The sequence below is a fragment of the Phenylobacterium sp. VNQ135 genome (genome assembly GCF_049445735.1).
Classification (GTDB): domain Bacteria; phylum Pseudomonadota; class Alphaproteobacteria; order Caulobacterales; family Caulobacteraceae; genus Phenylobacterium.
The window spans coordinates 357828-372662 of sequence record NZ_JBMSDS010000002.1 but is presented as its reverse complement, the minus strand read 5'-3'; the positions used below and the strand labels follow the sequence as shown (position 1 = coordinate 372662).

The window sequence follows — 14835 nt, the reverse complement described above, 5'->3', positions numbered from 1 at the left end:
CCATCGGGTGGGGATACCCTTTGGAACAACAGGCATGATTGGCCTCGTGATCGTTACCCACGGGCGGCTGGCGGAGGAGTTCGTCTTCGCCATGGAGCACGTGGTCGGGCCGCAAGCCGCCGTCGAGGCGATCTGCATCGGGCCCGACGACGACATGGAGCGCCGCCGTAAGGACATCCTCGACGCTTGCGGTCGCGTCGACAGCGGGGGCGGGGTGATCCTGCTCACCGACATGTTCGGCGGCACGCCGTCGAACCTCGCCATTTCGGTCATGGAGCAGACCCAGGCCGAGGTGATCGCCGGGCTGAACCTGCCCATGCTGATCAAGCTCGCCAGCGTCCGGACTCGCTACAGCCTGGAAGACTCGGTTGCCGCGGCCCAGGAAGCCGGGCGAAAGTACATCTCCGTCGCCTCCTACGTCCTGGCTGGAGAGAAGTAAGCTGAGCGAGACCGTCGCCTCCCGCACCGTCGAGATCGTCAACAAGCGTGGCCTGCACGCCCGCGCCTCGGCGAAGTTCGTGAAGACGGCGGCCGGCTTCGACGCGGAAGTGCGCGTGTCGCGGGACGGACAGACGGTGGACGCGCGTTCGATCATGGGCCTGATGATGCTGGCCGCCTCGCCGGGCTGCTGCATCGAGATCGAGGCCGAAGGCGAAGAGGCCGAGGCCGCCGTCGCGGCCCTCGCCGAGTTGGTGGCCGCCCGCTTCGACGAAGAAGAGTAGCGTCAGGTCTTCAGCCGCCAGCCGGTCTTGAAGATCCAGCCCACCGCCGCCAGGCAGAGCGCCAGGAAGCCGAAGGTGGCCGCCAGGCTCACGCCCACGCCCACGTCCGAGACGCCGTAGAACGCCCAGCGGAAACCGCTGACCAAGTAGACCACCGGGTTCACCAGGGCGACGTTGCGCCAGAAGTCCGGCAGCATGTCGATGGAATAGAAGCTGCCCCCTAAGAACGTCAGCGGCGTGATCACCAGGATCGGGATGATCGACAGCTTCTCCCAGCCGTCGGCCCAGATGCCCGTGAGGAAGCCGAACAGGCTGAAGGTAGCCGAGGTCAGCACCAGGAAGGCCAGCATCACCAACGGGTGGGCGATGGAGAAGTCGACGAACAGCCGCGCGGTGGCGAGGATCACCAGGCCCAGCACTACCGACTTCGTCGCCGCCGCGCCGACGTAGCCCAGCACGACCTCCATCGTGGAGACCGGCGCGGAGAGCAGCTCGTAGATGGTGCCCGCGAACTTCGGCATGTAGATGCCGAACGAGCCGTTCGAGATGCTCTCGGTCAGGATCGAGAGCATGATCAGGCCGGGGATGATGAAGGCGCCGTAGCTGACGCCGTCGATCTCGGGCATCCGACGGCCGATCGCCGCTCCGAAGACGATGAAATAGAGCGAGGTCGTGATTACGGGCGCGGCCAGGCTCTGGACGATGGTCCGGAACCAGCGCTGCATCTCGAACCGGTAGATGGCTTTCACGGCATGGACGTTCACGCGCGGCTCCTGACCAGGTTCACGAAGATCTCCTCGAGGGAGCTTTCCTGCGTGCGCAGGTCCTTGAAGTCGACGCCGAGCTCGGTCAGGCGCCTGATCAGCTCGGCGATGCCGGTGCGCTCGGCCTGGGCGTCGAAGGTGTAGACGAGCTCGGCTCCCTCGGCGGCCAACTCGAGCTGGTAGGCGGCGAGGCCGGCGGGCACGGTCTGCAGCGGCTCCTGCAAGTGGAGGGTGAGCTGCTTCTTGCCCAGCTTACGCATCAGGACATCCTTGTCCTCGACGAGGATCAGCTCGCCTCTGGAGATGACGCCGATCCGGTCGGCCATCTCCTCGGCTTCCTCGATGTAGTGGGTCGTCAGGATGATGGTGACGCCCTGCTCCCGCAGGCCTCGGACCATCTCCCACATGTCGCGGCGCAGCTCGACGTCGACGCCGGCGGTGGGTTCGTCGAGGAACAGGATCGTGGGTTCGTGGGACAAGGCCTTGGCGATCATCACCCGGCGCTTCATGCCGCCGGACAAAGCCATGATTTTACTGTCTTTTTTGTCCCACAGGCTGAGATCCTTGAGGATCTTCTCGAGCAGGGCGTCGTTCGGCGGCTTGCCGAACAGGCCGCGGCTGAACTTCACGGTCGCCCAGACGGTCTCGAAGGCGTCGGTGGACAGCTCCTGCGGGACCAGGCCGATCTTGGTGCGGGCGGCGCGGTAGTCCTTGTGGATGTCGTGGCCGTCGGCGACCACCTGTCCGCCGCTGGATCGCACCAGGCCGCAGATGATCCCGATGAGCGTCGTCTTGCCGGCGCCGTTCGGCCCCAGCAGGGCGAAGATCTCGCCCTTTCGGATGTCGAGGTTCACGTCCTTCAGGGCCTGATGGCCCGAGGCGTAGGTCTTCGAGAGACCTCTGACTGAGATGATCGGATCCACGCGCGCCCTCCGGAGCCTCCCAGATAGGACCCGAAGGACGCTTAAGCTAGGTCGCCGCCGACATTGCATCCTCGTCGCCGGTCGTGCTGCATTCGGACCCAAAGCGGAGGCCGCATGCCGACGGGACGTGGAGTACGCAGGGCGATGGTCGCGGCGATCGCGGCCCTCTCGATCAGCGCCGGAGCCCCGGCGGGCGCACAGCCTGCCGACCCCGCGAGCGCACCGCCCCGCTACGAACCGTCCGCGCAGGAGTGGCAGGACGCCGTCGCCAAGGTGATGGGTTACATCCGGAACGACTATCTGGGCGTCCCGCCCGACGGGACGCCGCCGGTCCAGACCGGGCGAGCGGCGCTACGCGAACTCGCCGGCCGCCTCGACCGCCAGGCGGAGTACATCGAGCCGGAGGACTTCGACCGCTTGCGGGAGCGCTCGCGCGTCGGCCTTGATGTGCGGCTGACCGCGAGCCCGGCGCACGGCCTGATCCTCACCAGCGTCCGCCCGGACGGCCCCGGCGCCCGCGCCGGCCTCAGGATCGGCGATCGCCTCCTGAGCGTGAACGGGACGCCGGTGGAGAGCCGTTCGCCCGACGACGTGCTCGGGAGCCTGGCCCCTTCGACCCCTGGACCGCTGAATCTCCGCGTCGAGCGTGCGGGCGCAACGATCAGCCTGTCGGCGGAACCCGACCTCGGCGTGCGGCCGCGCATCCGCGCCGCCGAACGTCGTGGCCCGGTGGGCTACGTCGCGGTCGGCAGCCTGGGCGAGAAGGTCTCGGAGGAGCTCCACGCCGCTATCCTGCAGCTGCTGGCCGAGCGCGACGACTTGGCCGGCCTGGTGCTCGACCTCCGCGATTGTCCAGGCGGGCTGCTGGACGAGGTCGCGCCGACCGCCGCCCTGTTCCTGGGGGCGGGCCCGGTCTTCCAGCAGCGCGAGCGCGACGGGCAGAAGCCGGTCCGCGCCAAGCGCAAGAGCCGCGACGTGCTGGGCGGCCGTCCGCTGATCGTGCTGGTCGACTCCCAGACCGCCTCCGGAGCGGAGCTGCTGGCGGGCGCGCTGCAGGAGCGGGGCCGGGCGCGTCTGCTGGGGGTCCGCACGCAAGGCATGGGCCTCGTCCAGCTGATCGTTCCGCTGGTCTTCGGTTCCGGCGGGGCGTTCAAGCTGACCACCAGCGAGCTGCAACTGCCGTCCGGCAAGGGATTCCACCGCCGCGGCCTCTCGCCGGACATCTGGGTCGCGCGATCGGCCTCGGACCTGGACCCCGATCCCCGCCTTCATCTCCGCCAGGACGATCTTCCGGAGGATCCGCGGTTGCCGATCCCCGCCACGCCTGCGCCTGTGCCGACAAGCGTCAGCATGCCGCCCGCCGGCTACGAGGGCGACTACCAGCTCGATCAGGCCATCGCCCTGCTGTCGCCGCCGGCCGCCTGACGCTCAGGCGAGCGCCGCAGATCCCATCGGTTTCATCTTCAGGTCTTCGAGCAGGGCCTCGTCGGCGCTCTTCTCGGGATTGTTGGTGGTGAGCAGGCGCCCGCCCACGAAGATCGAATTGGCGCCGGCCAGGAAGCAGAGCGCCTGAAGCTCCTTGGTCATGTGCTCGCGGCCGGCGGCGATGCGGACCATGGCCTTGGGGCAGACGATGCGGGCCACGGCGATCATCCGGACGAACTCGAGCGGGTCGACGGCCTTCGAATCGCCCAGCGGCGTGCCGGGGATCGGCATCAGGTCGTTGATCGGCAGGCTGTCGGGATGGGCCGGCAGGACGGCGAGCTGGTGCAGCAGGCCGGCGCGGTCGCGGCGGGTCTCGCCCATGCCGACGATGCCGCCGCAGCAGGTGGACATGCCCGCGTCGCGCACGGCGGCGAGCGTATCCAGGCGGTCCTGGTAGGTGCGGGTGGTGACGACCTTGTCGTAGTAGTCCGGGCCGGTGTCGAGGTTGTGGTTGTAGAAGTCGAGGCCGGCCGCCTTGAGCTCTTTCGCCTGGTCGGGCGTCAGCATCCCTAGCGTCGCGCAGGTTTCGAGGCCGAGCGCCTTCACGCCCGAGATCATGGCGGCGACCTTCGGCAGATCGCGGTCTTTCAGATCCCGCCAGGCCGCGCCCATGCAGAAGCGCTGGGCGCCGCCCGCCTTGGCCTCGGCGGCGGCGGCGATGACGGTCTCGGCCTCCATCAGTTTCGATGCGCCCACGCCCGTCTTGAACTTGTGGGACTGGGCGCAGTAGCCGCAGTCCTCGGGGCAGCCGCCGGTCTTCACCGAGAGAAGCTGGGAGAGCTGAAGCTCGGTGGGGTCGAACCAGCGGCGGTGGACCTCGGCGGCGCGGAACACCAGCTGGGTGAAGGGCAGCTCGAACAGCGCCTCGACCTCCTCCAGCGTCCAGTCGTGGCGCGGAAGCCCGGGATCGGTCGCAGGGTCGACAGGGCGGACGTGCGCGTTCATGAGGTCTCTCCAGGACGGACCGGCCCGGCCATAGCGGGCTTTCCTTAGGGTCAGCAACATGGGCGAGCCCCGCGAGATCGAGCTGAAGTTCCTTTGCGCGCCCGGCGACATGGACGCGGTGCTGGACGCGGCGCCGCCGGGCGAGGACGAGGTGCTCGAGCTTGTGTCCACCTACTACGACACGCCCGACGGCGCCTTGGCGCAGGCCCAGGCGTCGTTCCGGGTGAGAGCCTCGAAGGGGCGCCTGATCCAGACCCTGAAACGCGGCAAGGGCTACTCGCGCGAGGAGCACGAGCTCGAGGTCGCGGGGCCGGGGCCCGACCTGTCGATGCCGGTGCTGGGATCCCTGCTGGATGCGCGCCAGCTCCAGACCCTGGGCGAGGTCTCGACGGTGCGCATCACCCGGCGTCAGCGGCTGGTGCGCTTCGGCGAGGCGCTGATCGAGATCGCGGCCGACACCGGGGAGGCCCGGGCCGCCGGGCGCTCCAGCCCGATCAGCGAAGTGGAGCTGGAGCTGAAGTCAGGGCCGGAGAGTGCGCTGTTCGAATTGGCGCGCCACCTCGGCCAGGCGGCGCCGCTGCACCCCTCCACCGAGAGCAAGTCGGATCGGGGCCGGGCGCTGCGAGGCATATAAAGAATTCTTTATATGATTGTTGCGGCTGGTCGGCCGCGCGGCTATAGAGCCAGCCAAGACAATCCCACCCGAGGACACCATGACCGACTACGTCGTGAAGGACATCGCGCTCGCCGACTGGGGCCGCAAGGAAATCGACATCGCCGAGACCGAGATGCCCGGCCTGATGGCGACGCGCGCCGAGTTCGGCAAGTCGCAGCCGCTGAAGGGCGCGCGGATCGCCGGCTCGCTGCACATGACCATCCAGACCGCGGTGCTCATCGAGACGCTGCAGGCGCTGGGCGCCGAGGTCCGCTGGGCCTCGTGCAACATCTTCTCCACCCAGGACCACGCCGCCGCCGCCATCGCGGTGAAGGGCACGCCGGTGTTCGCGATCAAGGGCGAGACCCTGATCGAGTACTGGGAATACGCCCACAAGATCTTCGAGTGGCACGACGGCGGCTACCCGAACCTGATCCTGGACGACGGCGGCGACGCCACCCTGCTCTGCGTGCTGGGCCCGAAGGCCGAGGCCGATCCGTCGGTGCTCAACAACCCGCAGAACGAGGAAGAGGAAGCGCTCTACACGGTGATGAAGCGCTACCTGAAGGAAAAGCCGGGCTTCTATTCGGCGATCCGCGCGGCCTGCAAGGGCGTCTCGGAAGAGACCACGACGGGCGTGCACCGCCTGTACCAGATGGCCGAGCGCGGCGAGCTGCCGTTCCCGGCGATCAACGTCAACGACAGCGTCACCAAGTCGAAGTTCGACAACCTCTACGGCTGCCGCGAGAGCCTGGTGGACGCCATCCGCCGCGGCACCGACGTGATGCTGGCCGGCAAGACCGCCGTGGTCCTGGGCTACGGCGACGTGGGCAAGGGCTCGGCCGCCTCGCTCCGCAACGGCGGCGCGCGCGTGATGGTCACCGAGGTCGACCCGATCTGCGCCCTGCAGGCGGCGATGGAGGGCTATGAGGTGGTGACCATGGAAGACGTGGCCGACAAGGCCGACATCTTCGTCACCGCGACGGGCAACAAGGACGTGCTGACCGTCGACCACATGCGCAAGATGAAGAACAACGCGATCGTCGCGAACATCGGCCACTTCGATTCCGAGATCCAGATCGCCGGCCTGCGCAACTTCAAGTGGGACGAGATCAAGCCGCAGGTCCACCACGTGGAATTCCCGGACGGCAAGAAGATCATCGTGCTGTCGGAAGGCCGTCTGGTGAACCTGGGCAACGCCACGGGCCACCCCAGCTTCGTGATGAGCGCCAGCTTCACCAACCAGACGCTGGCCCAGATCGAGCTGTGGACCAACGGCGCCAAGTACGAGACCAAGGTCTACACGCTGCCGAAGCACCTCGACGAGAAGGTGGCCTTCCTCCACCTCGAGAAGCTGGGCGCGAAGCTGACCAAGCTGTCGAAGGACCAGGCCGACTACATCGGCGTGACCGTCGAAGGGCCGTTCAAGCCCGAGCACTACCGCTACTGATCGCGCACGCAGCGCCGAAATGATGGGCTCCCGGCGAAATCCGGGAGCCCTTTTTCGTTTGTCGGAAAGGCGACGTTAGGGCAGCGGCGCTAGGATTCCGCCATGCCCCTGGCGTTGATTCTTTCCTCGTTCGTGGCGGCGAGCCGCATCGGCGGCGGCGCCCAGCAGTATGTGCTGGCCGCGCACAGGATCGATCCCGTGCTGGCGCCGACGGTGATGTTCGGGCGCAGCCCCGCCAAGGGCGGCGTCGGCGAGGTGACATCGCCTGAGGTGCTGGCGCGGATGCTGGCGGACATCGAGGCCGACGCGCTCTTCGGCCTGGTGGACCTGGTGGTCACCGGCCACTTCTCCCTTCCCGAACAGGTGGAGATCGCCGCCGGCGTCCTGGAGCGGGTGCGCGCCGCCAACCGCAAGGGGGCCCATGCCGACCGGCCCATCGTGGTGGTCGATCCCGTCATGGGCGACGAGCCGAAAGGCCTCTATGTGAAGCCCGAGGTCGCCGAGGTTCTGGCGCGCCGCCTGGTTCCCGTCGCCGACTGGATCACGCCCAACGTCTGGGAGCTCTCGCGGCTGGCCGACCGGCCGGTGGGCGACGCGGCCGAGGCGGCGGCGGCGGCGCGAAGCCTCGGCAAGCCGGCGCTGGTCACCTCGGTCCCGGCGGGCGACGACGAGATCGGCCTGCTGTTCGTCACGGCCTCCGCCGCCACACTGTTCAGCCACCCCAGGGTGGAGCATATGCCGAACGGCACAGGCGACCTCGTCGCGGCGAGCTTCGGCGCCGGGCTGGTTGAGGGCCTGGCGCCCGAGGCGGCGGCGCAGCGGGCGGCGCAGGCGGCCGCCGAGACCGTGCGGGCCACCCTGGAGTGGAAGGCGCCCGAGCTGCCCATCGTGGCGCTCGCCGACCGCCTCGTGAACCCGCGCGCGACCGTGCGCGTCACGCGCCTCTAACGGTTGATTTCGGAGGCCGCGGGGGGCATGCCCCGCCGATGTCCGAGACGGCGGCCGTCGACGCCAGCCGCGGTTCCATGGAGAAGGCGACGGTCTGATGGTGGAGATTTCCGGGTTCGCCCCGTCGCGTTTTTCCCAGGTGAAGGACGCCTTCGCCGCCAACTTCGCGGCCGGCGAGGAGCTGGGCGCGCGCTTCACTCTCGTGGAGGCCGGCGAGGTGGTGCTGGACCTCTGGGCCGGATACGCGGACCGGAAGCGGACCCGGCCTTTCGACGACCGGACCCTGACCTGCATCTTCTCCACGACCAAGGCGCTGGCGGCCCTGCTGGTCGCCCGGCAGGTGGACGCCGGCAAGCTCGACTATGGCCAGCGGGTCGCCGAGCTCTGGCCCGAGTTCGCCCAGGCCGGGAAGGGTGGGATCACCGTCGAGCAGGCGCTGTCGCACCAGGCGGGCCTGCCCGGCTTCCCCGAGCCGATGGAGCCCAGCCTGTGGGTCGACTGGGACGCGATCGCGGAGAAGCTGGCGGCCATGGCGCCGATGTGGCCGCCGGGCAGCGCAAGCGGCTACCACCCCATCACCTTCGGCTTCCTGGCCGGCGAGATCTTCCGGCGCACCGACGGCCGGATGATGGGCGATGCGCTGCGCGAGGACTTCCACGCAGCGTTCGGCCTGGACCTCTGGATCGGCCTGCCCGAGAGCGAGGCCGACCGCCTGGCCGAGCTGCAGCGGCCGAACGCCCTGCCGGACTTCGGCGAGGTGAACGAGGCGACGCGGGCGGCCTTCCTGACGCCCTGGGCTTCCGTTGGCGGCGTTCCGGCGGCGGAGTGGCGCAAGACGCAGGTCCCGTCGGCCAACGGCTACGCCACCGCCCATTCCCTCGCGCGGCTGATGGGGGCGCTGGCCGACGACGGCTGGCTGGAGGGCGAGCAGATCCTGTCGCCGGCCCTGATCGCCGAGCTGTCGCGCGAGCGCATCCGCGGCCAAGACCTGGTGCTGCCCTTCGAGATGAGCTGGGGCGCGGGCGTCATGCGCAATGCGCCGAACCATCCCTGGGGCCCGGGGGAGCGGACCTTCGGCCACTCGGGCTGGGGCGGCAGTTGCGGCTTCGCCGACCCTGAGCGGAAGCTGGGCGGCGCCTACGTCATGAACAAGCAGGGCACGGCGCTGATGGGCGACCCGCGGCCGCGGCGGCTGATCGAGGCGGCCTACAAGGGCCTCTAGGCGACCATCTGTGCGGACGCTGGAAACCACCAAGGGGTGAGCGCGACGCCTGCTGCCCGCAGGGGTAGATGCAAGGTTCAGTTGAACACTAGATACCGCAGGTAAATCGTGTAGCAGTTGCACGCAACCTTGGGTGAGGCTTAACTATAACCATTACATCCGTTACTAGATAATTTGCGACGTTAACGCCCCATTATCTTCGGATAACTCACAGCGAGCGTGCAATGTGCTCGACGCCGGCAAAGGCGCCCGCCGTCGATGCGACTGGAGGATTTCAGATGCTCGGACGCAAGACGTCGTATGCGTTCCGCCCGGACGCGCTCCTGGCGTCGTTGAACCGGTCGCTGGCGATCATCGAATTCGACGCCTCCGGCAAGATCCTGGCGGCGAACGCCAACTTCTGCGCGGTGATCGGCTATGAAGCCTCGGAGATCATCGGCCGGCACCACAGCATGTTCGTGGAGCCCGAGTACGCGCAGTCGGCGGACTACCGGGCGTTCTGGAAGAAGCTGGGCGACGGCGAGTTCGACGCCCGGGAATACAAGCGCATCGGAAAGGGCGGCCGGGAAGTCTGGATCCAGGCCAGCTACAACCCCGTGTTCAACGCCGCCGGCAAGGTCGTCGGGGTGGTCAAGGCGGCGACCGACATTACGGACGTGAAGCTGCGGAACGCCGAGTTCGAGGGCAAGCTGAACGCCATTTCCCGCGCCCAGGCGATCATCGAGTTCGAGACCGACGGCACGATCATCACCGCCAACGAGGCCTTCCTCTCGACGGTCGGCTACAGCCTCGACGAGATCCGCGGCCGGGAACACCGGATGTTCGTCGACCCGGCCTATGCGGAGTCGCCGGACTATGCCGACTTCTGGCGCAAGCTGAACGCCGGCGAGTTCGTCGCGGCGGAGTTCAAGCGCATCGGCAAGGGCGGCAAGGAGGTGTGGATCAGCGCCTCCTACAATCCAATCTTCGACCTGAGCGGCCGGGTCATGAAGGTGGTGAAGTTCGCGACCGACGTCACCGCCCGGGCGAACGCGGTGCACGACGTCGGCGAAGGCCTGTCCGCGCTCGCCGCCGGCCAGCTCACCCACCGCCTGGCGACGCCGTTCCCCGCCGAGTACGAGAAGCTCCGCACCGACTACAACAGCGCGATGGAGACGCTGGAGCAGGCGATGCGCGTCATCAACGGCGCGGCCAACGGGATCCGCTCCGGCACCGACGAGATCAGCCGCGCGTCGGACGACCTGTCCCGCCGCACGGAACAGCAGGCCGCCTCCCTCGAGGAGACCGCCGCCGCGCTGGACGAGATCACGGCCGCGGTGCGGACCACGGCCGAGGGCGCGAAGCACGCCCAGCAGGTGGTCTCCAGCGCGACGGACGAGGCGCGGCAGTCGGGCGAGGTGGTCCGCGAGGCGATCACCGCCATGGGCCAGATCGAGCGCTCCTCCAACGAGATCAGCCAGATCATCGGCGTCATCGACGAGATCGCCTTCCAGACCAACCTGCTGGCGCTCAACGCCGGGGTGGAAGCCGCCCGCGCGGGCGACGCGGGCAAGGGCTTCGCCGTCGTGGCCTCGGAAGTGCGGGCTCTGGCCCAGCGGTCGGCCGATGCCGCCAAGGAGATCAAGACCCTGATCTCGGCCTCGACGAGCCAAGTGTCGGAAGGCGTCAGCCTGGTGGATCGCACCGGTGCGGCCCTGCAGCGCATCGTGGCCCAGGTGGCCGAGATCAACACGGCCGTCACCGAGATCGCCGCGTCGGCGCTGGAGCAGTCCACAGGCCTCCAGCAGGTGAACACGGCGGTCAACCAGATGGACCAGGCGACGCAGCAGAACGCGGCGATGGTGGAACAGTCCACCGCCGCCAGCCACAGCCTGGCCCAGGAAACTGACGAGATGGCGCGGCTGATCAGCCGCTTCGAGGTGGGCGGGACGTCGAGCGCGCCGGCCGCCGAGGAGCCACGCCCCGCCTCCGGCCGGGTGGTGGCCCTGAGGACCGTCGCCTCCGGCGGCTCGGGCGGCGGCGCCCTGCGCAAGCCCGTGGCCTCCGAATGGGAGTCCTTCTAGGCGCGGTCAGGACGACCGGTCTGGGCCGCCCGCGGACGAGGGCGCCCGGTCCTGGCGATCGCGCTGGCCTCTAGTCGTCGGCGCTATCGACCGCGCGGCTGACCAGGTCGCGCCAGGTGGGATCGGTGTCGTCGACGAGATCGACGTCGTCCAGCAGGGCCACGGCGCCTTCGCCGTCGGGCAGGATCAGGCCCAGCACCTCCATGGTCTCGCCCTCGGTGTTGAGGTGGGCCTCGGCCTGGATGGCGACGGCGGCCTGTTCGCCATCCTCCTCCCACCAGATCACCGGCTGGGGCAGGGCCATGTCGAGGGGCCGCGGGTCGAGGGTGTCGGCGAGGGCGAAGACCGCGCGGCGGGCCTGGACGTCGTCCAGGGTGGCGACCCGGCCGGCGAAGGCCTTCAGCCGGCTCCAGTCGTCCACATCGAAACCGCCGCCGTCCTCGTCATCGTCCGGGTGCATGGGCTTGTCCTCGTCGTCCGTGACGTCATGTGCCGCAGGCCACGCAGAAATGACAGCGGAGACGCGGCGGCGTGCTAAGCGGGGCCATGGCTTCTCAGACCCCGACCTTCCGCCCGGCGGCCGCTGAAGACCTCCCCATGCTGCACCGCCTCGTGGAGAGCGCCTATCGCGGCGAGAGCGCCCGGGCCGGCTGGACGCACGAAGCCGACCTGCTGGAGACGCCGCGCACCAGCGCCGAGACCCTGGCCCGGATCATCGCCAGGCCGGGCGAGGTGATCCTGCTGGCGCTCCACGGCGAGGCCGTGGCGGGTTGCGTGCAGGTGAGCCGCGTGGCCGACGACCGAGCCTACCTGGGCCTGCTTGCAGTGGATCCCATCCGCCAGGCCGGCGGCCTGGGCCGGGCGATCATCGCCGCCGCCGAGGCCTGGGCCGTCGAGCGCTGGGGCGCCGCCGTCATGGAGCTGTCGGTGGTGTCGGTGCGCGCCGAGCTGATCGCCTACTACGAGCGGCGGGGCTACCGGCTGACCGGCGAGACGCGGCCGTTCCCGGCCGAGGTCGAGCCGCCGCTGGAGCTGGCGGTGATGGAGAAGCCGCTGGGGTCCTAAGCGGCCGCTCGCCAGGCCTGCAGGATGCCGAGGCCGTCGACGCAGGCCTGGACGTCCGCCACCAGCATGGGCTTGGCCAGGAAGGCGGTGAAGCCGTGGCCGAGGATCTGGTCCGGGCTGTTCGAGAGCACCGCGGCGGAGGTGGCGACCACCGGCATGCGCCGCGTCTGCGGCATGGCGCGGATGGCGGCCAGCAGGCCGAACCCGTCGATACCGGGCATGCGCAGGTCGGTGACGACCAGGTCGAACCGGCGTTCGTGCAGCCGCGCGAGGGCCGCGGCGCCCGAGGCGACGCTCACGGCCTCCAGGCCGGCGGCCTCGAGCATCAGCTCCAGGACCAGGCGGTTGGCCTCGTTGTCGTCGACGACGAGGGCGATCGGCTTGTCTGCGGTCCCCATCGGAGGCTCCGGAACAGGTTTGACGATCCTGTTCTGACCCGGGGGGCCTGCGCGCGACAGTTGCAGGGCTACCCAACTTGGGGGTGGTGGTCGCGCTTCGACGGCTACTCGGCGGGCTGCGCCTCGGCGACGGGGGTGATCGCCGTCGCGCGGCTGCGACGCCAGGCCGCATAAGCGAAGGTGGCCGCGCCCAGCCAGATGAAGACGAACGACAGCGCCCGGAGCGGCGTGAAGTGCTCGCCCTGCATCAGGCCGAAGCCGAAGCTGATGGTGGGCGCGATGAACTGCAGGAAGCCCATGGCCGAGAGCGGCACGCGGCGGGCGGCCCAGGCGAACAGCACCAGCGGCACGGCGGTGATGGGACCGGAGGCGATCAGCCAGGCGACGCTGGCGGCGCTGTCGGTGAAGTGACCGACGCCCTGGGCCTCGATCCAGAGGATGTAGGCGAGGCTCGGCAGGCCCAGGATCAGGCACTCGATGAAGAGGCCGGTCTGGGCGTCGGCGGCCACCTGCTTGCGCACGACGCCATAGCCGCCGAAGCTGAAGGCCAGCACCAGCGAAACCCAGGGCAGGTGGCCCAGCGCCACGGCCTGGATGACCACGCCCACCAGGGCCAGGCCGATGGCGACCTTGCCCAGCGCCGGGATGCGCTCGCGGAACAGCAGGGCTCCGGCGGCCATGTTGACCAGCGGATTGATGTAGTAGCCGAGGCTGGTCTCGAGCAGACGGCCCGAGTTCACCGCCCAGATGAACACCACCCAGTTCAGCGCGATCAGCAGGGACGAGAGGCCGAGCCACGCCAGCACCTTGGGCTTGCGCAGGACGTCGAGCGCCTGGCGGCCCTGGCGCGCGGCGAGGACGAACAGGGCCGCGGCCGGGATGCTCCAGACGATCCGCTGCGAGAGGATTTCCCACGGCCCCACGCCCAGGCGGCCGATGGCCTGGAAGGCCAGCGGCACGAAGCCCCAGATGAGGTAGCAGGCGATCCCGGCCGAAAGCGCCAGGCGGGAATCGCCCGACGCTTTCGACGGGCTCATCCTAGGCGAGCGCCTTCTGGCGGATGAGGCCCCGCTGGTGCAGCAGCTCGGCGATCTGCACCGCGTTGAGCGCGGCGCCCTTCCGGAGGTTGTCGGCCACCACCCACATGGACAGGCCGTGCTCGACGGTGTCGTCCTTGCGGATGCGGCTGACGTAGACCGGGAACTCGCCCTGGGCTTCCTTGGGCGTGATGTAGCCGGTGGGGTCACGCTTATCGATCACCACCAGGCCGGGGCTCTCGCGCAGGATCTCGCGGGCCTCGTCCTCGTCCAGCGGACTTTCGAACTCGATGTTCACCGCCTCGGAGTGGCCGACCATCACGGGGACGCGCACGCAGGTGACCGTCAGCTTGATCGCCGGATCGATCATCTTGTGCGTCTCGTTCCACATCTTGGCCTCCTCATCGGTGTAGCCGTCGTCGCGGAAGGCGCCGATGAAGGGGATCACGTTGAACGCGATCTGCTTGGGGAACTTCTTGGGCTCGCGGGCGCCCAGGACGAAGACGTCCTTGGTCTGATCCCAGAGCTCGTCCATGCCTTCCTTGCCGGCGCCGGAAACCGACTGGTAGGTCGCCACGACGACGCGCTTGATCTTCGCCCGGTCGTGCAGCGGCTTCAGGGCCACGACGAGCTGGGCGGTCGAGCAGTTGGGGTTGGCGATGATGTTCTTCTTGTTCGCCCACTCGACGTCGTCCGGGTTCACCTCCGGCACGATCAGCGGCACGTCGGGGTCCATGCGCCAGGCCGACGAGTTGTCGATGACGATGGGGCCCGCGGCGCCGATCTTGGGCGCCCACTCCTTCGAGAAGGAGCCGGAGACGCTCATCAGCACGACGTCGACCTTGGAGAAGTCGAACTGCTCGACGTCCTCGCAGGCGATGTTCTGATTGCCGAACGAGACGAGCTGGCCAATGGATTTCCGCGAGGCGATCGCGTGAATCTTCTCCACGGGGAATTTGACTTCCTCGAGGATGTTCAGCATTTCGCGGCCCACGTTGCCCGTGGCGCCGACCACGGCGACCCGGTAACCCATCTCAATTCTCCAAAGGACAGCCCGAACGACTTCGGGGCTGGTCCCGTTACGCCTTGCGTTTCCGCAACGCAAGGCAGCGATCCTCAACCCCTCATCAGATAGGCTCACGCGGGCCGACGGCAATT

Annotated in this window: 16 protein-coding genes; 9 read left to right on the top strand and 7 right to left on the bottom strand. The window is 68.8% G+C overall.

Going from position 1 to position 14835, the window contains the following annotated elements; all coding sequences use genetic code 11:
* Positions 1-34 precede the first annotated feature (34 nt).
* Positions 35-439: a PTS sugar transporter subunit IIA gene (locus ACO2Q0_RS07635; protein WP_423350900.1), complete on the top strand. Its 405-nt coding sequence runs from the start codon at positions 35-37 to the stop codon at positions 437-439.
* Between the two features lies 1 nt (position 440).
* Entirely contained in the window at positions 441-722 is a 282-nt protein-coding gene (locus ACO2Q0_RS07630; protein ID WP_423351580.1) for an HPr family phosphocarrier protein, read from the top strand.
* Positions 723-724: 2 nt separating this feature from the next.
* Here ACO2Q0_RS07630 and ACO2Q0_RS07625 read toward each other — a convergent pair whose 3' ends face one another.
* Together ACO2Q0_RS07625 and ACO2Q0_RS07620 are read right to left on the bottom strand one after the other, a co-directional pair.
* Positions 725-1486, bottom strand: coding sequence for an ABC transporter permease (locus ACO2Q0_RS07625; RefSeq protein WP_423350899.1), 762 nt, complete (start codon positions 1484-1486; stop codon positions 725-727).
* Entirely contained in the window at positions 1483-2409 is a 927-nt protein-coding gene (locus ACO2Q0_RS07620) for an ABC transporter ATP-binding protein (RefSeq protein WP_423350898.1), read from the bottom strand. Before ACO2Q0_RS07620 ends, ACO2Q0_RS07625 begins: the two co-directional genes overlap by 4 nt.
* Positions 2410-2553: 144 nt before the next feature.
* Here ACO2Q0_RS07620 and ACO2Q0_RS07615 point away from each other — a divergent pair, with 144 nt between their 5' ends.
* Positions 2554-3834: a S41 family peptidase gene (locus tag ACO2Q0_RS07615; RefSeq protein WP_423350897.1), complete on the top strand. Its 1281-nt coding sequence runs from the start codon at positions 2554-2556 to the stop codon at positions 3832-3834.
* A gap of 3 nt (positions 3835-3837) precedes the next feature.
* Here the strand turns inward: ACO2Q0_RS07615 and bioB are convergent, their stop codons facing one another.
* Positions 3838-4839: a biotin synthase BioB gene (gene bioB / locus ACO2Q0_RS07610; RefSeq protein WP_423350896.1), complete on the bottom strand. Its 1002-nt coding sequence runs from the start codon at positions 4837-4839 to the stop codon at positions 3838-3840.
* A gap of 58 nt (positions 4840-4897) precedes the next feature.
* Here bioB and ACO2Q0_RS07605 point away from each other — a divergent pair, with 58 nt between their 5' ends.
* From ACO2Q0_RS07605 to ACO2Q0_RS07585, 5 genes are all read left to right on the top strand, one after another.
* Positions 4898-5473 carry a CYTH domain-containing protein gene (locus ACO2Q0_RS07605; RefSeq protein WP_423350895.1) on the top strand — a complete coding sequence of 192 codons (576 nt, stop codon included), beginning with the start codon at positions 4898-4900 and terminating at the stop codon, positions 5471-5473.
* Positions 5474-5552: 79 nt separating this feature from the next.
* Complete coding sequence (ahcY, locus tag ACO2Q0_RS07600) at positions 5553-6944, top strand: adenosylhomocysteinase (protein ID WP_423350894.1); 1392 nt, start codon at positions 5553-5555, stop codon at positions 6942-6944.
* A gap of 102 nt (positions 6945-7046) precedes the next feature.
* Positions 7047-7892 (top strand): PfkB family carbohydrate kinase, encoded by an 846-nt coding sequence (locus ACO2Q0_RS07595; RefSeq protein WP_423350893.1) that lies wholly within the window; start codon positions 7047-7049, stop codon positions 7890-7892.
* A 97-nt stretch (positions 7893-7989) separates the two neighbouring features.
* On the top strand, positions 7990-9114 hold the full coding sequence (locus tag ACO2Q0_RS07590) for a serine hydrolase domain-containing protein (protein WP_423350892.1): 1125 nt from the start codon (positions 7990-7992) through the stop codon (positions 9112-9114).
* A gap of 278 nt (positions 9115-9392) precedes the next feature.
* Positions 9393-11177 carry a methyl-accepting chemotaxis protein gene (locus tag ACO2Q0_RS07585; RefSeq protein ID WP_423350891.1) on the top strand — a complete coding sequence of 595 codons (1785 nt, stop codon included), beginning with the start codon at positions 9393-9395 and terminating at the stop codon, positions 11175-11177.
* Between the two features lie 70 nt (positions 11178-11247).
* On the opposite strand, the gene ACO2Q0_RS07580 is transcribed toward ACO2Q0_RS07585, so the two are convergent.
* Entirely contained in the window at positions 11248-11637 is a 390-nt protein-coding gene (locus tag ACO2Q0_RS07580) for a hypothetical protein (RefSeq protein WP_423350890.1), read from the bottom strand.
* 86 nt (positions 11638-11723) lie between these two features.
* Between ACO2Q0_RS07580 and ACO2Q0_RS07575 the strand changes: the two genes are divergently transcribed.
* Positions 11724-12242, top strand: coding sequence for a GNAT family N-acetyltransferase (locus ACO2Q0_RS07575; protein ID WP_423350889.1), 519 nt, complete (start codon positions 11724-11726; stop codon positions 12240-12242).
* On the opposite strand, the gene ACO2Q0_RS07570 is transcribed toward ACO2Q0_RS07575, so the two are convergent.
* From ACO2Q0_RS07570 to ACO2Q0_RS07560, 3 genes are all read right to left on the bottom strand, one after another.
* Complete coding sequence (locus tag ACO2Q0_RS07570) at positions 12239-12640, bottom strand: response regulator (RefSeq protein ID WP_423350888.1); 402 nt, start codon at positions 12638-12640, stop codon at positions 12239-12241. The two genes, ACO2Q0_RS07575 and ACO2Q0_RS07570, sit on opposite strands and share 4 nt — an antisense overlap.
* A 104-nt stretch (positions 12641-12744) precedes the next feature.
* Positions 12745-13677 carry an EamA family transporter RarD gene (gene rarD, locus ACO2Q0_RS07565; RefSeq protein ID WP_423350887.1) on the bottom strand — a complete coding sequence of 311 codons (933 nt, stop codon included), beginning with the start codon at positions 13675-13677 and terminating at the stop codon, positions 12745-12747.
* Between the two features lies 1 nt (position 13678).
* Complete coding sequence (locus tag ACO2Q0_RS07560; RefSeq protein ID WP_423350886.1) at positions 13679-14710, bottom strand: aspartate-semialdehyde dehydrogenase; 1032 nt, start codon at positions 14708-14710, stop codon at positions 13679-13681.
* Positions 14711-14835: the final 125 nt, after the last annotated feature.